Source organism: Jiella flava (genome assembly GCF_017349315.1).
In the GTDB taxonomy this organism is placed as follows: domain Bacteria; phylum Pseudomonadota; class Alphaproteobacteria; order Rhizobiales; family Rhizobiaceae; genus Jiella; species Jiella flava.
Map to the genome: position 1 here is coordinate 189,409 of NZ_JAFMPP010000001.1, position 18,899 is coordinate 208,307.

18 protein-coding genes are annotated in these 18,899 nt (G+C 62.1%); 12 read left to right on the forward strand and 6 right to left on the reverse strand.

The features are described 5' to 3' along the window. The first annotated feature begins 226 nt into the window (after positions 1-226). The 7 genes from J1C48_RS00865 (at position 227) to J1C48_RS00895 (ending at position 8,994) form a co-directional block, all read left to right on the forward strand. Entirely contained in the window at positions 227-1,408 is a 1,182-nt protein-coding gene (locus tag J1C48_RS00865) for an ROK family transcriptional regulator (RefSeq protein ID WP_207255752.1), read from the forward strand. A 49-nt stretch (positions 1,409-1,457) separates the two neighbouring features. After that, positions 1,458-2,651, forward strand: coding sequence for a Gfo/Idh/MocA family protein (locus J1C48_RS00870; protein ID WP_207255753.1), 1,194 nt, complete (start codon positions 1,458-1,460; stop codon positions 2,649-2,651). Positions 2,652-2,708: 57 nt separating this feature from the next. Then, positions 2,709-3,854, forward strand: coding sequence for a sn-glycerol-3-phosphate ABC transporter ATP-binding protein UgpC (locus J1C48_RS00875; RefSeq protein ID WP_207255754.1), 1,146 nt, complete (start codon positions 2,709-2,711; stop codon positions 3,852-3,854). 66 nt (positions 3,855-3,920) lie between these two features. Further along, a complete protein-coding gene (gene nagB, locus J1C48_RS00880) occupies positions 3,921-4,742 on the forward strand; it encodes a glucosamine-6-phosphate deaminase (protein ID WP_207255755.1) in 822 nt (273 codons plus the stop codon). Between the two features lie 42 nt (positions 4,743-4,784). Further along, the gene (pglB, locus tag J1C48_RS00885) at positions 4,785-6,182 is read left to right on the forward strand and encodes a polygalacturonase PglB (RefSeq protein ID WP_207255756.1); all 1,398 of its coding nucleotides are present in this window, start codon (positions 4,785-4,787) and stop codon (positions 6,180-6,182) included. A 422-nt stretch (positions 6,183-6,604) separates the two neighbouring features. Further along, positions 6,605-7,708, forward strand: a complete 1,104-nt coding sequence (gene nspC / locus J1C48_RS00890; protein WP_207255757.1) for a carboxynorspermidine decarboxylase — start codon at positions 6,605-6,607, stop codon at positions 7,706-7,708. 38 nt (positions 7,709-7,746) lie between these two features. Next, positions 7,747-8,994: a saccharopine dehydrogenase family protein gene (locus J1C48_RS00895; RefSeq protein WP_207255758.1), complete on the forward strand. Its 1,248-nt coding sequence runs from the start codon at positions 7,747-7,749 to the stop codon at positions 8,992-8,994. A gap of 77 nt (positions 8,995-9,071) precedes the next feature. On the opposite strand, the gene J1C48_RS00900 is transcribed toward J1C48_RS00895, so the two are convergent. Continuing rightward, positions 9,072-9,458, reverse strand: coding sequence for a hypothetical protein (locus J1C48_RS00900; protein ID WP_207255759.1), 387 nt, complete (start codon positions 9,456-9,458; stop codon positions 9,072-9,074). Positions 9,459-9,865: 407 nt separating this feature from the next. Between J1C48_RS00900 and J1C48_RS00905 the strand changes: the two genes are divergently transcribed. Together J1C48_RS00905 and folD are read left to right on the forward strand one after the other, a co-directional pair. After that, positions 9,866-11,311, forward strand: coding sequence for an alanine/glycine:cation symporter family protein (locus tag J1C48_RS00905; RefSeq protein ID WP_207255760.1), 1,446 nt, complete (start codon positions 9,866-9,868; stop codon positions 11,309-11,311). Between the two features lie 110 nt (positions 11,312-11,421). After that, the gene (folD, locus tag J1C48_RS00910; RefSeq protein WP_207255761.1) at positions 11,422-12,342 is read left to right on the forward strand and encodes a bifunctional methylenetetrahydrofolate dehydrogenase/methenyltetrahydrofolate cyclohydrolase FolD; all 921 of its coding nucleotides are present in this window, start codon (positions 11,422-11,424) and stop codon (positions 12,340-12,342) included. Positions 12,343-12,644: 302 nt separating this feature from the next. On the opposite strand, the gene J1C48_RS00915 is transcribed toward folD, so the two are convergent. From J1C48_RS00915 to J1C48_RS00935, 5 genes are all read right to left on the reverse strand, one after another. Then, positions 12,645-13,883, reverse strand: a complete 1,239-nt coding sequence (locus J1C48_RS00915) for a lytic murein transglycosylase (protein WP_207255762.1) — start codon at positions 13,881-13,883, stop codon at positions 12,645-12,647. A 252-nt stretch (positions 13,884-14,135) separates the two neighbouring features. Further along, on the reverse strand, positions 14,136-14,783 hold the full coding sequence (locus tag J1C48_RS00920; protein ID WP_207255763.1) for a hypothetical protein: 648 nt from the start codon (positions 14,781-14,783) through the stop codon (positions 14,136-14,138). A 306-nt stretch (positions 14,784-15,089) separates the two neighbouring features. Next, positions 15,090-15,236: an ABC transporter gene (locus J1C48_RS00925; RefSeq protein ID WP_207255764.1), complete on the reverse strand. Its 147-nt coding sequence runs from the start codon at positions 15,234-15,236 to the stop codon at positions 15,090-15,092. A gap of 489 nt (positions 15,237-15,725) precedes the next feature. Continuing rightward, positions 15,726-16,331, reverse strand: coding sequence for a hypothetical protein (locus tag J1C48_RS00930; protein WP_207255765.1), 606 nt, complete (start codon positions 16,329-16,331; stop codon positions 15,726-15,728). A 232-nt stretch (positions 16,332-16,563) separates the two neighbouring features. After that, on the reverse strand, positions 16,564-17,031 hold the full coding sequence (locus J1C48_RS00935) for a hypothetical protein (protein ID WP_207255766.1): 468 nt from the start codon (positions 17,029-17,031) through the stop codon (positions 16,564-16,566). A gap of 377 nt (positions 17,032-17,408) precedes the next feature. Here J1C48_RS00935 and J1C48_RS00940 point away from each other — a divergent pair, with 377 nt between their 5' ends. The 3 genes from J1C48_RS00940 to J1C48_RS00950 all read left to right on the forward strand — a co-directional run bounded on the left by J1C48_RS00940 (position 17,409) and on the right by J1C48_RS00950 (position 18,654). Further along, a complete protein-coding gene (locus J1C48_RS00940; RefSeq protein ID WP_207255767.1) occupies positions 17,409-17,753 on the forward strand; it encodes a hypothetical protein in 345 nt (114 codons plus the stop codon). Positions 17,754-17,872: 119 nt separating this feature from the next. Further along, positions 17,873-18,511 carry a bifunctional nicotinamidase/pyrazinamidase gene (pncA, locus tag J1C48_RS00945; RefSeq protein WP_207255769.1) on the forward strand — a complete coding sequence of 213 codons (639 nt, stop codon included), beginning with the start codon at positions 17,873-17,875 and terminating at the stop codon, positions 18,509-18,511. Continuing rightward, positions 18,508-18,654 (forward strand): hypothetical protein, encoded by a 147-nt coding sequence (locus tag J1C48_RS00950; RefSeq protein WP_207255770.1) that lies wholly within the window; start codon positions 18,508-18,510, stop codon positions 18,652-18,654. Before pncA ends, J1C48_RS00950 begins: the two co-directional genes overlap by 4 nt. Positions 18,655-18,899 lie beyond the last annotated feature (245 nt).

Here is an 18,899-nt window from a genome sequence, read left to right on the forward strand (position 1 = left end):
CACGTTCCGGCATCGCACGTCTCCGCAATTGCGCGTTTGTAAGGCAAGCCTAGAGAAACAGCACTCATTTGTCAAGGTAATGGACAAATCGTGTGAAAATGGCTAATCGACATGCCAGAACGCCGCTGTTTTGACGCTAAAACCGGCCTGTTTCGGCAAAGATGAGATTCCAAACGAACGAATTAGGCATAGGACCAGAACTAATTGAAGGCACAAATCCAAAGCGATGGCCATGATCGTTTCCGGTGAGCAGACACCGATAGCGCGAAAAATATCCACCCATGCCGTGATCCGAACGGTCATGGCGAACGGGCCGATTTCGCGCGCCGACATCGCCAAACGCACCGGCTTATCCAAACAGACGATTTCCGAAGTGGTGCGCGATCTGGAACAAGACGGGTGGCTGAAGCCGACGGGACGGACGGATGGACGGCCGGGCCGAACCGCCATCACTTACGAACTTGATGCCGCCGCCGGCCTCGCGGTTTCCATCGATCTTGGCGGCACCAAGATTGCCGCCGCCATTTGCGATCTGCTTGGCAATATCGTTGCCGAACTCAAAGTGCCGACCGATCGGCGTGGCGGCATCCACCTCGTCGAGCAATTCTGCCGCACGATCAGCGACCTAAACGCCCTCGCCGGAACATCGTCTGACAGCCTCCGCCTCATCGTCCTCGGCACGCCCGGCGTGCTCGATCCGGCGACCGGCCACATTCATGCAGCGCCCAACATTCCAGGAGTTGAGGCGATCAATCTGCGCCAGCTTCTCAGCGAAACGCTAGACATCCCCGTGATCATCGAAAATGACGTCAATCTTGCCGCCGAGGGTGAGCGGTGGAGGGGCCACGGCATTGACGTGGACAATTTCGCCTTCGTCGCGCTTGGGACCGGCACCGGCATGGGAATCATTGCCAACGGCGCTCTGCTGCGCGGCGCGCGCGGCGCGGCCGGCGAGATCTCCTATCTTCCGATCGGCGGCGACCCGTTCGACCCCGGCGGTTTCAATCTCGGAACGTTCGAAACCGCCGTGGGAAGTATGGCCATGACGCGTCGCTATGTCGGCTTCGGCGGACGCCAGGGCGCCACCGTGGCCGACCTGTTCAACGCGTTTGAATGCGGCGAACTCAGCGCCGTTGCGGCTATTGAGGAGACGGCGCGGCTGACGGCGCTCGCGATCGCCGCCATCGGCGCGACGCTCGACCCGGAACTGGTGATCATGGGGGGCAGCATCGGGGCGAGGCCCGAACTGGTGGAGGCCATCCGCCGCTACCTGCCACGCTGCACACCCGATCCTCCGCGAATTGAAATCAGCCATTTCGGCAATCGCGCCGCATTGATCGGCGGGATGGGAATCGCGGTCGATCACATGCACGATGATCTGTTCGGGGTCGATCTGGGAGAGCCATGAACGGGTGGCTGCAAAGGATCGGGAATTCTGGAAAATCGGAGACTGAGGGATGAAAGTCGGAATCGTCGGCCTTGGATCACGCATGGCGCACATGGCCCACTGCTTCAAGGCACAAAAGCCGGACTTCGAATTCATCGCCTTTGCGGATCCGGCGCCGGCGGGGCGCCGCCATCTGGAAGACATCCTCGGCCTGACACTCGCCGGCTACGCGGCACTGGAAGACATGCTCCGCAACGAGCGCCTCGACATGCTAATGATCGGCTCGCCCAATCACCTGCATATCGCCCATCTCCGCACCGCTCTTCAGACGGATATCCCGCATCTCTTCGTTGAGAAACCGGTCGTGATCAGCGAGGACGAAACCTTCGAGCTTCTCAAACTGATGCGCGATCACGACGGTCAGCGCCGACTGATGATCGGCCTCGTGCTGCGCTACTCCCCCCTCTACATCATGCTCAAAAACGCCCAGGCCAAAGGACAGCTGGGTGACATCGTCTCGATCGAGGCAGCCGAACATATCAACGGCTATCATGGCAGCTTCTTCATGCGGGATTGGCGCCGATATGCAAAATTTTCCGGCGGTTTCATGCTGGAAAAATGCTGCCACGACCTCGACCTTTATCAAGGCGTTGTTGGCCGGCGGGCCAAGTATGTCGCCAGTTTCGGCGGACGGAAAAGCTTCGTTCCGCAAAACCGCCCGGAGGTCCGGCCCAACTACGAAGCCATCGCGTTAGAGAAGGATCCAAGCGTCGCCCGGCGCATCGATCCGTTCAACCCGCGCTGGGGCGGAGGGGCCGACGATTTTGGCAGCGATGGCGACATCATCGACTACCAGACCGCACTCATCGAATACGAGGGAGGCGCGTCCTTGGCATTTCATACGAATATGAATGTTCCCGACGAATATCGTCGTTTCGCCGTCATGGGTACCAAAGGCATGGCCGAAGGCGATTTCATCCGCAACACCTTCAAGTTGACCGACGCCTTCACCTCCAGGACGATTTCAGACAACGCCCAGGTCGGTCAGGGACGAGCCAACCATTCGGGAGCAGATGACAAGATCGCGGCGGACATCGCCGCCTATCTCGATCATGGTTTTCCGCTGAAGGTCTCTGTGCTCGACGGGCTCGAGGCGGGCCTGACGGCGCTAAAGATCGACGAGGCACGACTTTCGCGCGCCGTGGTCGACATGACCGCCGTGTGGCAACAGTTCGACAGCTACTCTTTGACAACCCAAGCGTGATGCCCGTTGCGTCCGACCGGACGCAACACGGGACATGCAAATGACGGAGATTGAGTCGTGGGGCAGCTTGAAATGCTCGATGTGCGCAAGGCGTTCGGCACGTTGGAAGTCATCAAGAACGTATCGTTGAAGATCCAGGACGGCGAATTCGTCGTCTTTGTCGGCCCGTCCGGCTGCGGCAAGTCCACGCTTTTGCGCGTGATCGCGGGACTGGAAGAGATGAGCAGCGGAGACATTTGGATCGACGGCGCTCTCGTCAACGATCTGGAACCGGCCAAGCGCGGGATCGCCATGGTGTTCCAATCCTACGCTCTTTATCCGCATATGTCGGTCTATGAGAACATCGCCTTTCCGCTGCGCGTCGATCGGCTGCCCAAAGATGAACGCGATCGCAAAGTCCGCCGAGCTTCGGCTATCCTGAAACTCGACGAACGCCTCCATCACAAGCCCGGACAACTCTCCGGCGGCCAGCGTCAGCGCGTCGCGATCGGCCGGGCGATCGTGCGCGAACCGTCAGTGTTTCTTTTTGACGAGCCGCTGTCCAATCTCGACGCGGCGCTTCGAGCCGATATGCGGATCGAACTGGGCAAGCTCCACAAGGAGCTTGGCGCGACGATGATCTACGTCACTCATGATCAGGTCGAGGCTATGACCATGGGCGACAGGATCGTGGTGCTCGATCAAGGTGCCATCAGTCAGGTCGGTACGCCGCTGGAACTCTATCACAAGCCGGTCAATCTCTTCGTGGCCCAGTTTATCGGCAATCCGAAAATGAACCTCCTGCCCGTCACCTGCATCGCGGCGGACGCGCGTGGCGCCACCGTTGCGCTTGCGAATGGCGCCGTTCTGACGGTGCCCGTGAAACTCGCCGCCGGCCTCAAGGGAGCCACGCTGACCCTCGGCATTCGTCCGGAGCATGTCCGTCTTGGCACGGAGGAGGAGGCGTCGCTCGAGGTGACGCCCACGGTGATCGAGCGTCTTGGCATCCACACGCTCGTCTATTCCGATTTGGAGACGAGCCAGGACGCCTTTACCGCTCTTTTCCCCGGCATGGTGGCCGCACAAACCGGCGTCCGTCAAATCGTCGGCATCAGGGCCAGCGACTGCCACCTCTTCGGTCCCGACGGGATGGCTTTGGAGCGCACTGTGGCGGCACATGAGATCGACCCGTCGGCCCTGCCGATGGAAACCGCCGCGGTTTGAGCGATCGAAACATCCCGATTCACGAGACGCGCCGCCATTCGACGCTGGCTCCGAGAAAGATCCCCAATGAAAGTCCTCATCTTTCCAACAGCGTCCGAGGCCATCGCGTCCGTCGCGGACCGTGTTCTTGACGAAGTCAAGCGCAAGGCAAGCGCTGTCCTTGGCCTTGCCACGGGAGGCACGATGGAGGCTGTCTATGACCGTTTGGTTCTTCGCGCCCAGGTCGATGACGTCTCCTTCGCAAACGTCAAAAGCTTCAATCTCGACGAATATTGGGGCCTGCCACCCGACCACCCGGCGAGCTATCATACCTACATGCGCGAGCGCCTGTTCGAGCGGATCGACATCAAACTCGCGAACACGCGGCTGCCGCGGGGCGACCGGACGGACGCTGCCGCCGAATGCCGGGCCTATGAAGCCGCCATTGCAAACGCCGGCGGCATCGATTTGCAATTGCTCGGGATTGGCCGCAACGGGCACATCGGATTCAATGAGCCGACCTCCAGTCTCGCCTCGCGCACCCGCGTGAAGACACTGACCGAGGCGACCCGCCAAGCGAACGCCGCCTTTTTCGATCGGCCCGAACATGTCCCCCCTTGCGCGCTGACCATGGGGATCGGGACAATCTTGGACGCCCGAGCCTGTGTTCTTCTCGCAATTGGCTCGGCCAAGAGTGCTGCGGTGGCCAAAGCGATTGAAGGACCGGTTGCCGCCACTTGCCCCGCTTCGGCCCTGCAGCTGCACGGCGACATGACCATGGTCCTCGATCGAGAGGCCGCCGTCGGACTGACGCTGATCGACTACTATCAAAGCGTGCATCCGGACGGCGCGCAGATCGGCGCCGGCGATCCGTGCGCGCCGCCGGCCGCGTCACCGGCCACGGACTGAAACCGCTGCACAAACGTCCGCTCATTTGACGAACCGATCCGCATGTGCCCTGACCCAGATCTTCCCCGTCCCGACGACATCATCCTGCAAGAGACCGCGGGCGATGCGACCGATCGCATTCAGGCCGCCCTCGACCGAGCGCGCCAAGTCGGATGCCGGCTGATCCTCGGACCGGGCCGTTATCCAACGCGCGGCCTCGTTTTTAGAGCCGGAGCGCATCTTCATCTCAGCGAAAGCGCGATCTTGGAACCGGTCGGCGACTATGAGGCCTATGCCGAAACGAGCGTCGATGTCATCGCCGAGGACTCAGATCGTGCGATCCTCGTTGCCAAGGGTGCGAAGGACATCCGCATTTCCGGCCGGGGCGTGATCGCGGCGCCGTCCAGCGACTTCGTCGTCGGCGCGCTCGCCGATATGGGCACGCACCTGCCGGCACGCCTGCGTCCCCGTGTCCTCGTCTTCGACGGCTGCCGGAATGTCCGCATCGAAGAAATCTCCATCCGGCAGTCTCCGATGTGGACGTTGCATCTCGTGGCTTGCACGGATGTGGTGGTGCGCAACGTCGCCATTGAGAACGACCCCCGAATGCCGAACACAGATGGCATCGTGATCGATTCCTGCGTCAACGTCGCCATCGAACATGTCGATGTCGCCACGGCCGACGACGGCGTCGTGGTGAAGACGAGCCGGCGAACAGACGGCTCTCCGGTCGGGCCCTGTCGGAATATTCGGGTGCATGCAAGCCGGATCGAGAGCCGCAGCTGCGCCCTGAAGATCGGAACCGAGACCCATTCCGAGTGTGCTGAAATCACGTTCAGCGATTGCAGCGTTGTTGCCTCCAACCGCGCGCTTGGCATCTTCTCCCGCGATGGTGGCGAAATCCACAACGTCGCTTTCAGGCGCATTGCGGTCGACTGCAGCGAAACGCCGGACGGCTTCTGGGGCTCCGGCGAGGCGATCACCGTCAACGTTGTCGATCGTCGTCCGGAACGACCGGCCGGTGCCGTTCGCGACGTTGTTTTTGAGGATATTTCCGGTGTGATGGAGGGGGCCATCAACCTTGTGGCCCTCGGTGAAGCTGACATGTCTGGCATTGCACTGCGGCGCATCAACCTCCAGCAACGTCTCGGCAAGCTTGGAACCGGTTCATGCTGCGATCTGCGTCCCACCCGAGCCGACCTTGCGCCCGCGAAGGATGCAACCGGCCGCGCCAATGCCTATGTCAAGAATGCCCTTGGCGCCGTGGTCGGTCTTGTCGCCTATCCAGACGGGATGCCCGGCCTTTTTGCATTTCATGTGCATGACCTCGTTTGCGACGACGTTCATATCCACCGACCCGATCCGTTGCCGACGGGCTGGAGTCGGAAACGACAGATCATGACGTCGAAGGCATTCGTCTCGGACATCGGCAGCATCGTGTGGCCTGAAAATGGGAATTGATTTTCGGGACGCGCAATGCGCCGGTTCAACAAGATCGCGCGTCCTTTGTGCGTCCGACCGGATGCAGGGCGCTCTAAGCGGGATATCGCAACAGTCCATCCTGATTGAAGCCGGCCCGGCAGAGAGGCAATTGTTGGTGCCATCCCGCGGAGTGATGCCAACCATCAAACCCACTCGTTGGGCGCCCGCATCCTTGAGCGATGCATCCAATTTTTCGCGTGATCCTCGAATTGGGAGCCTTCGCGGAGACTTTGAACGGAGCGATGCGGGTTTGAAGGCAGAATGCGATCCAAGGAGCCCACGGAGGGTCCCAAACTCTGAAGGACGTTTGGCTTGGCCGCCCCTGCGCCCTTGCATCCCCCGTTTCCCTCGCCTAGACAGCGGCCCGGTTTCTTCGCAGACGATGGCAACAAGGGCGGGCGATGGCCGAACTTCAGACACCCTATTATCTGATCGATGAGACGCGGCTTGCGGCGAACATGCGCGTCATGGATGAGGTGCGCCAGGAGTCCGGCGCCAAGGTGCTGCTGGCGCTGAAATGTTTTGCCTCATGGGCGGTGTTTCCGCTGATGGCGCAGCATATGGATGGGACGACCTCGTCCTCGCTGTTCGAAGTCAAGCTCGGGCGTCGGCGCTTTGGCGGCGAGACCCATGCCTATTCCGTCGCCTATGCCGATCACGAGATCGACGAGGTGATCGCGAATGCCGACAAGATCATCTTTAACTCGATCTCACAGTTGCAGCGCTTCGAAGCGCAAAGCGCCGGGATCATCCGGGGCCTGCGCCTCAATCCGGGCATCAGCACCTCGGGCTTTGATCTTGCCGATCCCGCCCGCCCGTTCTCGCGGCTCGGCGAATGGGATGCGAATAAGGTCGAGGCCGTGATCGATCAGATCTCCGGCTTCATGGTCCACAACAATTGCGAGAACGCCGATTTCGACCGCTTCGACGCCTTGTTGAACACCGTCGAAGAGCGCTTCGGCCATCTCTTCGCCAAGGTCGACTGGGTGAGCCTTGGCGGCGGCATCCATTTCACCGGCGCCGATTATCCGGTCGCGACCTTCTGCCAGCGGCTGAAAGCCTTTGCCGACAAATATGACGTTCAGGTCTATCTGGAGCCCGGCGAAGCGGCGATCACCAAGACGACGACGCTCGAGGTCACGGTGCTCGACCGGCTGTTCAACGGTAAGGAACTCGCCATCGTCGATTCCTCGGTCGAAGCCCATATGCTCGATCTCTTGATCTATCGCGAGAGCGCCAAGCTGCAGCCGAACACCGGCCCGTTCGAGGCGATGGTCTGCGGCAAGTCGTGCCTCGCCGGCGACATCTTCGGCACCTTTCGCTTCGATACGCCCTTGGAAATCGGCGACCGCATCTCCATTCAGGATGCTGCCGGTTACACCATGGTCAAGAAGAACTGGTTCAATGGCGTGAAGATGCCGGCGATCGCGGTGAAGGGCCGCGACGGCCAGACGCGTTTGGTGCGCGACTTCACCTATGACGATTTCGAGCAGAGCCTCTCGTAAGGCGGAGCGAAACACCTCCTGAAGGGGAAAGATCCTTGATGAAAAAGAATGTCCTGATCATCGGCGCTGGCGGCGTGGCACAGGTGGTCGCGCATAAATGCGCCCAGCACAACGACCGGTTCGGCGCCATCCATATCGCTTCGCGCACCGCCTCGAAATGCGAAGCGATCGTCGCATCGGTGCGCGAGAAGGACGCGATGAAGGTCAAGGACGGGGTGATCGCCGCCCACGGGCTCGACGCGCTGGACATCTCTGCCACCGTCGCACTGATCCGCAAGCTCGACGCCGCGATCGTTATCAATGTCGGCTCGGCCTTCGTCAACATGTCGGTGCTGTCGGCCTGCATCGAAACGGGGGCCGCCTATATCGACACGGCGATCCACGAAGACCCGCTGAAGATCTGCGAAACGCCGCCCTGGTACGGCAATTACGAGTGGAAGCGCCGCGAGGCGGTGGCAAAGGCCGGCATCACCGCGATCCTCGGCGCCGGCTTCGATCCCGGCGTCGTCAACGCCTATGCCCGCCTCGTCGAGGACGAATATCTCGACGAGATTTCCTCGATCGACATCGTCGACGTCAACGCCGGCAGCCACGGCAAGTGGTTTGCGACGAATTTCGATCCGGAAATCAATTTCCGTGAATTCACCGGCGTCGTCTATTCCTGGCAGAACGGCGCCTGGCAGACCAATAAGATGTTCGAGATCCCGCGCGAATGGGATCTGCCGGTGGTCGGCAAGCGGCCGACCTATATGACCGGCCATGACGAGATCCATTCGCTCTCGGCGCGGTATTCCACGGCCGATGTTCGCTTCTGGATGGGGTTTGGCGAGCGCTATGTGCAGGTCTTCACGGTGTTGAAGAATCTCGGCCTTTTGTCCGAGCAGCCGGTGACGACGGCCGAGGGTCAGCAGGTCGTGCCGCTGAAGGTGGTCAAGGCCTGTCTGCCGAACCCGGCCGAGCTCGCCCCCGAATATGAGGGCAAGACGTGCATCGGCGATCTGGTCAAGGGCAAGAAGGATGGCAAGGACCGCGAGGTCTTCGTCTACAACGTCGCCGACCACAAGGACGCCTATAATGAAGTCGGCAGCCAGGGCATCTCCTACACCGCCGGCGTGCCGCCGGTCGCCGCCGCGCTGCTCATCGCCGACGGCACCTGGGACGTGAAGACGATGGTCAATGTCGAGGAGCTGACACCGAAGCCCTTCCTCAACCTTCTCGGCCAGATGGGCCTGCCGACGCAGGTGCAGGTCAACGGCGAGGAGGTCGCGGTCGATTTCGCCGGCTGAGCGAGCCGCCATCGAATGACACGAAAAAGGGCGGGTCCGCGGGATCCGCCCTTTTTCTTTGTCCCGATGATATCCCCTTAAAAGGGCTTCGCCATCATCACCCAATAGGTGACGAGCAGAAGAAGCAGCATGGCGACCGAGAGGCCGATCGCCGCGCCCTTTTGCCCTGCCGCATGTGCGCGCCGGCTGCGTGCGCCGAGGATCGGATAGAACACGAGGGTGGCAAGGCCGATCCAGGTAAAAGCCGAGCCGGCCCAATCTGGCCTCAGCCCCACCAGGACGAGGCCCAGAAGGCCGACGAGGCTCGTCACCGCAACGGCACCGATATAGACAACCTTGCGGATGCCGGTGACCATGCCGGCCGCGCCCGAGGGGCCGGCGAGCGCCACGCCGGTCCAGCCGAGCGACAACAGCACCGCCAGCATGGCGAGGCCGCCATGGGCCTTGATCAAGGTCTCGTACATGCTCGCCGCCTCGCTTGGAAAGATTTTAAACTGGCAAATGCATCCCACGCCGTAGCTGCCGCTGGCAAGTCTTTCGCCGCATAAGCCATCAAGGCGGGCTCATGCCACGCCAACGGTTGCGGCTCGCGGCGACGCCCAACCGTCAAAGAATCGGCACTCTGCGGGACCCGCATCACGGCGGCGGCCAGATCTTTTGACGCCGGCTTCACCCCTTCGGGATCACCGGCTTCAGCGCTTCGGGATCAAAGGCGGGGAGTCGTCCCGGCAGCAGGACGCCCGCGGCACCAGGGCGCCCCACTGCAGGGCGGGCGGTGGAAAACCTTTTCCTGCCGGATGGACTCTTCTCTTACCCTTCGTCAATTCTACTGCCGGGAGAACCGGCCCGCGGGCCGCCAACGGAGACGGGCATGGCGTATTTCGACCCAATCATCAATTTCGTGAACGACATCTTCTGGGGTTATATCCTCATCTACGGGCTTCTCGGCGTCGGTCTCTATTTCACCGTCCGTCTCCGCTTCATCCAGATCCGCCATTTCGCCGAGTATTTCCGCGTCGTGCGCGGCAGCCGGAGCGGCGACAAGGCCGGCATTTCACCATTGCAGGCGCTGACCGTGTCGCTGGCGAGCCGCGTCGGCACCGGCAATCTCGCCGGCGTGGCAGTGGCCCTGACCCTTGGCGGCCCGGGCGCGATCTTCTGGATGTGGATGGTGGCGATCGTCGGTATGGCCACAGCCTATGCCGAATCCACCCTCGCCCAGCTCTATAAGATCCGCAACGAGGAGGGGCAGTATCGCGGCGGCCCGGCCTTCTACATTTCGCGCGGCTTGGGCCTGCCCTGGCTCGGCGCGCTGTTCTCGATCAGCCTGATCCTCGCTTTCGGCCTGATCTTCAACGCCGTCCAGGCCAATTCCATCGCCGACGCGGTGGAAGCCGCGTTCGGCTTCGACAAACTCTCGATCGGCATCGGGCTCGCCATCCTCTCGGCGATCGTCATCTTCGGCGGCATCCGCTCGATCGCCAATGTCGCCGAGGTGGTCGTACCGTTCATGGCGATCGCCTATCTCGGCGTCGCGCTCTACGTTTTGATCGTTCACATCACCGAAGTGCCGGCGGTGCTGCTGCTGATCGTCAAAAGCGCCTTCGGCCTCGACCAAGCGGCGGGGGGCGTTGCCGGCGGCATCGCGGCAGCGATGCTCAACGGCGTCAAGCGTGGCCTGTTCTCCAACGAGGCCGGCATGGGTTCGGCGCCGAACATCGCTGCCGTGGCGACGCCGGATCCGCATCACCCGTCGTCGCAGGGCCTCGTCCAGGGTCTCGGCGTCTTCATCGACACGCTGCTGATCTGCACCGCGACGGCGCTGATGATCCTGTTGTCGGGCGTCTACACGCCAGGCCAGGAAGTCACCGGGACTGAGCTGACCCAAAACGCGCTGTCGGCCCATATCGGCGGCTGGGGGCATTATTTCGTGGCGGTGGCGATCTTCTTCTTCGCCTTCACCTCGATCATCGGCAACTATTCCTATGCCGAAAACGCCCTGACCTTCCTCGGTGCCGGCAATCGCATCGGCCTGTCGATCATGAAGATCGGCCTGCTCGGCATGGTCGTCTGGGGTGCGGTGCAGAAGGTGACGACGGTGTTCAACACCGCCGACGCTTCGATGGGCTTGATGGCGACGATCAATCTCATCGCCATCCTCGCGCTGTCGGGCACCGTAGTGAAGCTCACCCAGGACTATTTCCGGCAAAAGGCCTCCGGCCTCGAACCGCGCTTTGACAATGACGACTATCCGGAACTTCAGGGCAAGATCGACGGCACGATCTGGACCCACACCGGCGAAGCCGAGACGGTATGACACCAAGACCGCGGTCGGGCGGCCGCAAACGGCGCCGCCCTTCCCATCGCCGGCTCCCGCTTCTATGAGGTTCGCCTTGAATTGAACCGACCAGATTGCGGGAGAGGGCCATGGCAGAGGCAAAGCGGATCGACGGCAAGGCGGCCGCCGCGCGCATCATCGACATCGTCACGCGGGAGACGGCCACGCTGACCACCGCAACCGGCGTCGTCCCCGGCCTCGCGGTGGTCATCGTCGGCGAAGATCCGGCAAGCCAGGTCTATGTCGGCTCCAAGGCGAAAACCGCCAAGGCCTGCGGCTTCAAATCGATCAAGCACGAATTGCCGGCCGAGACCGGCGAAGCGGCGCTGCTGAAGCGCATTGCCGACCTCAACGCCGATCCCGAGGTCCACGGCATCCTCGTTCAGTTGCCGCTGCCCAAGCATATCGACGAGACCAAGGTGGTTCAGGCGATCGATCCCGATAAGGATGTCGACGGGTTCCATCTGATCAATGTCGGCCGGCTGTCGACCGGTGCGAGCGCCAAGGCCTTCGTGCCCTGCACGCCCGCCGGCTCGATGATCCTGATCCGCGAGGTGCTTGGCGACGATCTGTCCGGCAAGAGCGCCGTCATCGTCGGCCGCTCCAACATCGTCGGCAAGCCGATGGCGCAGCTGCTTCTGGCCGCCGACGCGACGGTGACCATCGCCCATTCGCGCACCCGCGATCTTGCAAGCGTCTGCCGCGGCGCCGATATTCTGGTGGCAGCGGTCGGGCGACCGGAAATGCTGAACGGCGCTTATGTGAAGGACGGCGCGGTCGTCATCGACGTCGGCATCAACCGCGTCGACGCCCCGGAAAAAGGCCATGACGAGGACGGTATGCCGAAGACCCGGCTGGTCGGCGACGTCAATTATGCCGACGCGTCCGAGAAGGCCGCGGCGATCACGCCGGTGCCGGGCGGCGTTGGACCAATGACCATCGCCATGCTGATGGCGAACACGCTGCGCTCGGCCTGTCGCGCCGCCGATGTCGCGCCACCGAAATTTTGACGGGACGGGCATTTAAGATGAATGTTCTGGAGCAACGCCCCAAAACTTTCACATTCTCGGATTCAAACAAAGCGCCCAGGATGACGGTTCGCCCTTCGAAGGGCGAACCGTCCGAGTCGCCTCCCCGGCAACTCCCGCCGCGGCAACGCATAAATCGCTGCTCTCCGTGGGCTTCCACCCTCATGTGCATACAGAAACCGTTGATCACCGGGTAGTGACGCAAAGCCGCTGTCCAAAGCTTTTGGCAACTCTCGTTAAGAGATCCCTAATTCATCCACAGGAAATCGCGCGCCGCAATCATCTCACAGCCGTTCGGCCAAAGCGTTGGATGGCCAACAGGTCTCCGGCAGCCCGAGCTTTTTCTCCGCCACGCCGATCGAGCGCCGGGTCTTGAAGCCGGCCAGACCATCCACCGCACCGACATCATAGCCCATGGCGACGAGCTTCTTCTGCAGCCGATAGACGTCGCCGCGCGTCATGCGGTCCGTCTTTTGCCAGCGGCCGACCAGCGGCCCCGCGCCCTGGACCCGATCGGCGACCTGACCGACGAACACGGCATAGAGATCGGAGTTGTTATAGGCCTTGATGACATAGAAATTGGGCGTCGCGACAAAGGTCGGGCCCAGCCGTCCAGCCGGGAACAGCAGATGGCCAAGCTTGCTCTCCTCGCTCGCCGGAAACCGCCGACCCGCAACACTTCTCACCCCGGCCTTCACGAGATCGGCGATGCGAAAATCGTGATCCGGCCCCTCGTCACGGCATGAGACCGACCTGGGGATCACCGCTTCAAAGCCCCAATCGCGGCCACGCTGCCAGCCCTCGGCCTTCAGATAGTTGGCGATCGAGGCCAAGGTGTCGGGGACCGAAGTCCAAATGTCGCGCCGGCCGTCACCATCGAAGTCGACCGCATATTTGAGGAACTTCGTCGGCATGAATTGCGGCTGGCCGAGCGCACCGGCCCAGGACGACTTCATCTCGGAGACCTTCAGATGACCCTCGGCGACGATCTTCAGCGCCGCCAGAAGCTCGGCCCGAAACATCGCCTTGCGGCGGGACAGGAACGCCTTCGTGCCCAAAACCTCGAACGCGTTCATCGGGATCTTTGCCCGGCCAAAGGCCGATTCCCGCCCCCAGATGGCGAGGATGATCGGCGCCGGCACGCCATAGCGCGCCTCGATCCTTGAAAGAACGCCGCGATAGCGTGCCAGCATCTGACGGCCGGTCGCAGCATTCGCTGCAACGGCGCGTTCGGAGAGATAGGCCGCGCCGCTCTTGAACTCAGCCTGGAAATTGATCTCGGCAACGGTGGTCTTGCCGCCGGGCAAGATCAGATCAGGGAGCTCGGTGTTCGGCTCCACCCCGCGAAATGCTTTATCGAAGATCGCGCGCGGAACGCCCTCCGACTTGGCCTCGGGCCAGATCTCGGCATTGAGGAAGGCGCGAAAATCCTGGTCGAGCGAGGCAGCCCGCGCAGATCCCGCGGCCAGCATCAGCGCGGCAATAATCAGGCGGCACAGACGGCGAAGCAGATGATCGATCATGGCCCTTGATAGCCTCTCGACTGCTCGCCCGAAAGCACCTGTTGGCAAGACGCGGCTGACGGCTCAAGCCACGTTTAGAGCATCGGCCCGACAATCGGAATCGATTTTCGGCAAAGCACGATGCGTCGATTCAAAGGGTTACAAGCGCCCCGCGTCCGATCCCCGCCTTGCTCACCGAAAAAAGGCCGCTGGATCGGGCAGATCCGGCGGCCAAGGTCAGGCAAATTTTCAGATCGCGACGAGCGGCTGGCTTCAGGTGTTCATCTTCCGCAGATCGTTGATGTAGTCTTTCGGCAAATGCAACGGGCTCGGGGTCTCGAAGCCCATATGGCGGGCAATCGTGCCGACGAAGGCGCTGCAGTTATAGGTCACCGCGTTCCAGACCGGGCTGCGGGCCTGGAGCTTGTGAATGTAAGGCACCAGCTCGTTGTACTGGGCGGCGGTCAGCGGGATCGTCCATTCGGCCAACAGATAGGCTTTCTCCGTGTCGCCGTCGCTGGCGCCAGTCTCGGAGGGGACCGGGATGACGTGGCCAAGCATATAGGGAATGACGCTGGTCGAGGCCGGGTGCAGGCCAGCGACTTCGGTCATGCTAGGGATCAGCACGCCTTTGGCGTCATAGGGCACACGGCCGTTCTGATCGAGCCGGCCGAAGACCACGAAGGTGTGGCCGTAGCTCTCAGCATTCCGGGCGCGGAAGGAGATGAAGTAAGGTTTGGCGAGATGCGACTGATCGGCCGCCTCCCCGGTCGGCGCAAAGGCCGTCTGCATCGCACCGCCGGTCTCGGTGACCGGAGCGCCGGCCATGACATGGGTGTTGGTGGAGGCCGTGGAGGTACATCCGGCAACGGCGAGGGTCAAAAAGCCTGCAGCCGCGAGCCGAAGGAAAGAGGGAAGCATTGAGCCGCCTTTCTCGAAAACGAAACAAAAGCCCGGTCAGCGTTCATCTTTCGGGCAACAGCCAAGGCGCATCCCGTTCCAAGATGCGTCGCGTGTCCGTCACGTCACGCCGTGAATGCCCCGGCGGGGGAGCACGTAGCGACATTCTCTTTGCCGTAGCCTGAAATCCGACCGAGACGTCGGGATACGAGAAATGCGCTGCAAACGTGTCGGTTCCGGGACCGACAAGATCAAGCGGCAAATTGCCGCCATTCCAAATGCGATTGGGGAAGGTCGCGAACGACCTTCCCCGGCAACCACGGGGGATTAGCCCTTGGTGACGTAGGCCGGCTCAGAGTAGGCCGGCTGAGCGACAGGAGCCTTGCCCTTGCCCTTGCCGATGCCCTTGCCCATGCAGCCAGCGAAGGTTGCGAGAGCGAAGCACGCGACCGATGCGATGATGACTTTCTTCATAGTAACTACCTATCAGTGCCTGACGGTTAATGCCGCAGTTTAAATTCCCGACGCGTTTGCGGCCGGTGCGTTCGGAACCTGTTGCTAAAACATGCTACCGGCAAGTGCGCAAATGCCACAGTACGGCTGGAACGTCTTAAAGCTACCCAGATGCCGTTAACATTTTGTTTCGGGATTGTTTTCCAAAGTCATGGAACCTTCGCGATATAGGCATTTGCGGCTTGCGCCTCGCGCTGCGGCACAATCACCACAGCGTTGTATTCGCGCCGCAATTTTTGCGGAAATCCGGCGATGAAACGTCAGCGAAAGATCGTCGCGCCGCCTATCGGCAATCGCACCACCCGCCAGCACTGCGCTCACCCGTAATAACAGCCTAAAAGCTCATCGAGCGAATCGCCGGGCCGCACCCCCGGGCCTTGCCGCGAGGCCGCAACGCGGCGTCAAGGAGACTCCGTGCCTCTCCGGCACAGCTGCTGCTGACGTTGCCCGTCAGCGTGTGATCGCGGATGGCGGAATTGGCTGCGCGATCGCGCCCGCGCCCCGTTCAGCGACCGCCGCCTCAGTGGTCACGGCCGATCCCGGCGGTCCGTCGATCACCGCCCGCGCCTCGCGCACCGCAGCCCGGTTCTGCTCGAGGATCATATCGCGCTCCAGCTCGATCAGCGTCTCGCCGGGCTTGCCGGTCGCGGCGGCGAACTTCTCGGCCAGCTCATTGCGGGTCGTATCGCAGCGCTGATAGGCGTTCTGCGCGACAACGTCGTCGGCAAGTCCGTCCCGCACCTGCTTGACGCTTTCATCGTAATTGCAGAAGGCGTCCGCCCGCAGCGCTCCGTCGAAGCTTTGCGTCACCGGCCCGAAACGTTCAGCGATCGCAGCTTTGCGCGCGGCATAGTCGTTGAGATAGGTCTTGCGCAGGGCGAGCCGGCACTGGGCGTAGACGAGTTCGCCGGGCCTGATCAAAAGGCTCTGGCAGTGGGCATCGTCCGATACGGCATTCGGGTCCATGACGTCGTCCATGCCGCCGCCGGTGACACAGGCCGAAAGGCTCCCCGCCAAAATGAATACCATGGCGACAAGAGCCATCACACGCGTCATGATCACGTCCATCAGTCAGCGCCCGTCGCCAAGCAATCCATCACGCCCCGATTCTAGGAGGCAAGACCGATCGCGGTTCGGGCCATTTGCGTTGTCAGGGGCCGAATTTCGATCGGTCCAGCGGCGACCATCGCGGCGGCACACCGTCCCGGCCGTCCGAGCCGACAGCGGAACCTCGCCGCGCAGAATACGGCGAAGGTGTGACGAGCGACATCAGCGTAACCTTGAGACGTCATTCAAGACTCTCTTTCTTGGCGATTGCCTTGCGCACCTCGTCTTCCAGCGCCGGCGTCGCCTTCTTGGCGGCGCAGGTCCGGGTCGGGCTGACGATCACCTGCTGTTCGAGATCGCCGGAATCTTGCGGGCAGACCTCACTGGCGATTTTCGGCGGCACCTTCACGGTCAACGGAATCTGCGAGACCTTGCGTGACAGCTTGGCGGCGATCGCGGTCTTCACCGTCCAATCCCCGAGCGATACCTCCACCGGCGCGGTCTTAGGATCGGAGGCAATCGGATCGTCGGACAGAGCGTCGAGGACCGCAGCGTCGCGCTCACCGGCGGCAGCCTGCGCCGCGCCGCCGGCGCTTGTCGCCGGCGCATTTGCCGCGTCCTGCGCGAAGCCCGCACCGCCAAGCATCAACAGCGCGAGCGCCACACAACTCAAACGCTGCATTTGCCGAAATGCTGCACGTCCCCTCATGGGAGATGGTTTCCTCTTTCTGCACCGTTCGCCCTGACCAAGACCGTCCGGCTTCATTCGCTCCATGGCGAAACGGGCGCAAGACCAACGATCAGGCGAACCGATTGATCCACCGTCAGGCACAAGGCTGGTGCTGCGAGCGCGAATGTCAATTTCCCGCCAGGCCCACGGCCGCGTGACATCGCCTGCAAGCCCCCAAGAAATCTTTATGGGGGCCGTCAATTTTTGTAACGGAAGTATCCGCGATAGACTTCGCCAATCATGCAATAGAACAGCGCCGTTCTTGCAAAATATCATGCCAGCCATGCCATTGTGCGACGCAGCATAGCATTATAAATGATGTTTATCGCAATTCATCACAGCAACGAGGGTCAACCATGCAGAAGACGATCATCGCAGCCGCCGTTTTCGGCCTGTTCGCAACCGCCGCCCAGGCCGAGGACTTCACCCCCGGTGCCGGCCATAGCATCAATCTCGGCGCCGTCTCCGGCGCCGCCTATTATACCGTCGAGTCCCAAGGCCTGCGGTTGGTGGCAACGCTCGCCGCCACCAACAACGGCGAGCCGGTGCGCTTCATCTCGACGCTGGCCGACGGCCAGTCGGTGACTCTTTCCGTTCCAGCGGTGAACAGCCATGACGCAAAGGAAATGACGTTTCGGCGCGCCGGCGATCGGGTCATCCTTGAGAAAGCGCCGGATCTGCGGGCCGCGCTGGCCAACTGATCTTTTTTCGCGCGGTCGACGGGTTACCCCGGATGAGGGTGCCAGCCGGGTTTGCGCCGCCGCCTTTACATCGGCACAATCGCTTTTCTGCAGCGCGCCTTTATGGCAGTCTGCAGATCATGATTGAGCCCGTGAGCGGCGCCGGCGACGCCCTGGTCATCGTCGATGTGCAGACCGACTTCTGTCAGGGCGGCCCCTTGGCGGTTCCAGACGGCGACGCCGTGGTGCCGCTGATCAACCGGCTGGCGCCGGCCTTTCCGGTGCTTGCCGTCACCCAGGACTGGCATACGCCCGCTCACGTCTCCTTCGCCTCAAGCCATGGCAAGCAGCCCTTCGAAACGGTCGAGCTGGCCTATGGCACCCAGATCTTGTGGCCGGACCACTGCATCATGGGAACGCCGGGCGCCGCGCTGCATCCGGATCTTTACATACCGAACGCCCAGATGATCGTGCGCAAAGGCTTCCATCCCGAGGTCGACAGCTATTCGGCCTTTCTCGAAGCCGACACGACCACCCATACGGGCCTTGCCGGATATCTGAAAGAGCGCGGCGTCACCCGCCTCTTCGTCTGCGGCCTGGCCACCGACTATTGCGTCGGCTGGACAGCGATGGATGGACGCAAGGCCGGCTTCGAGGTCGTGGTGATCGAGGACGCCTGCCGGGCGATCGATCTCAACGGCTCGCTCGATGCCGCTTGGCAGGCGATGGCGGATGCGGGGGTCACCCGGACGACGACCGACGCCCTTCTGAGCGCATGAGCCCCACCCTCCCGGCGATCTTCGCCCTGACCGGCGCCGGCGTCTCGACCAAATCCGGTGTCGAGACGGTTCGCGACAAGGGCTGGATATCGTCGACAGCGCAGCGGGCAGATCCCCCGACGCCGGAAGACAATGGCCTATGACATAGCGTGTGTTGTACACGGTCCGACAGACGCCGACCTCTTCGTTTCGTTCGCCACCTCCGGCGCGACCTATCCGACCGCCGGCTTCGTCGCCGAGGCCCGATCCGCCGGCCTTTGCATCCTCGAACTCAATCGGCCGCCGGTCGATGAACGCCGCTTTCGACAAAATGCGCCATGGCCCGGCCACGCGGCTGGCTCCCGCCTTCGTCGAAGACGTCTTTCCTGAGAAATCGCAGGATAGCCTC

Coding starts and splice junctions, on each gene's coding strand:
- pncA (WP_207255769.1), top strand. CDS start 17,873: ATGATTGAGCCCGTGAGCGGCGCCGGCGACGCCCTGGTCATCGTCGAT.
- J1C48_RS00920 (WP_207255763.1), bottom strand. CDS start 14,783: ATGCTTCCCTCTTTCCTTCGGCTCGCGGCTGCAGGCTTTTTGACCCTC.
- J1C48_RS00915 (WP_207255762.1), bottom strand. CDS start 13,883: ATGATCGATCATCTGCTTCGCCGTCTGTGCCGCCTGATTATTGCCGCG.
- J1C48_RS00905 (WP_207255760.1), top strand. CDS start 9,866: ATGGCGTATTTCGACCCAATCATCAATTTCGTGAACGACATCTTCTGG.
- J1C48_RS00900 (WP_207255759.1), bottom strand. CDS start 9,458: ATGTACGAGACCTTGATCAAGGCCCATGGCGGCCTCGCCATGCTGGCG.
- J1C48_RS00865 (WP_207255752.1), top strand. CDS start 227: ATGGCCATGATCGTTTCCGGTGAGCAGACACCGATAGCGCGAAAAATA.
- J1C48_RS00925 (WP_207255764.1), bottom strand. CDS start 15,236: ATGAAGAAAGTCATCATCGCATCGGTCGCGTGCTTCGCTCTCGCAACC.
- J1C48_RS00895 (WP_207255758.1), top strand. CDS start 7,747: ATGAAAAAGAATGTCCTGATCATCGGCGCTGGCGGCGTGGCACAGGTG.
- J1C48_RS00870 (WP_207255753.1), top strand. CDS start 1,458: ATGAAAGTCGGAATCGTCGGCCTTGGATCACGCATGGCGCACATGGCC.
- folD (WP_207255761.1), top strand. CDS start 11,422: ATGGCAGAGGCAAAGCGGATCGACGGCAAGGCGGCCGCCGCGCGCATC.
- J1C48_RS00930 (WP_207255765.1), bottom strand. CDS start 16,331: ATGACGCGTGTGATGGCTCTTGTCGCCATGGTATTCATTTTGGCGGGG.
- nspC (WP_207255757.1), top strand. CDS start 6,605: ATGGCCGAACTTCAGACACCCTATTATCTGATCGATGAGACGCGGCTT.
- J1C48_RS00940 (WP_207255767.1), top strand. CDS start 17,409: ATGCAGAAGACGATCATCGCAGCCGCCGTTTTCGGCCTGTTCGCAACC.
- pglB (WP_207255756.1), top strand. CDS start 4,785: ATGTGCCCTGACCCAGATCTTCCCCGTCCCGACGACATCATCCTGCAA.
- J1C48_RS00935 (WP_207255766.1), bottom strand. CDS start 17,031: ATGAGGGGACGTGCAGCATTTCGGCAAATGCAGCGTTTGAGTTGTGTG.
- nagB (WP_207255755.1), top strand. CDS start 3,921: ATGAAAGTCCTCATCTTTCCAACAGCGTCCGAGGCCATCGCGTCCGTC.
- J1C48_RS00950 (WP_207255770.1), top strand. CDS start 18,508: ATGAGCCCCACCCTCCCGGCGATCTTCGCCCTGACCGGCGCCGGCGTC.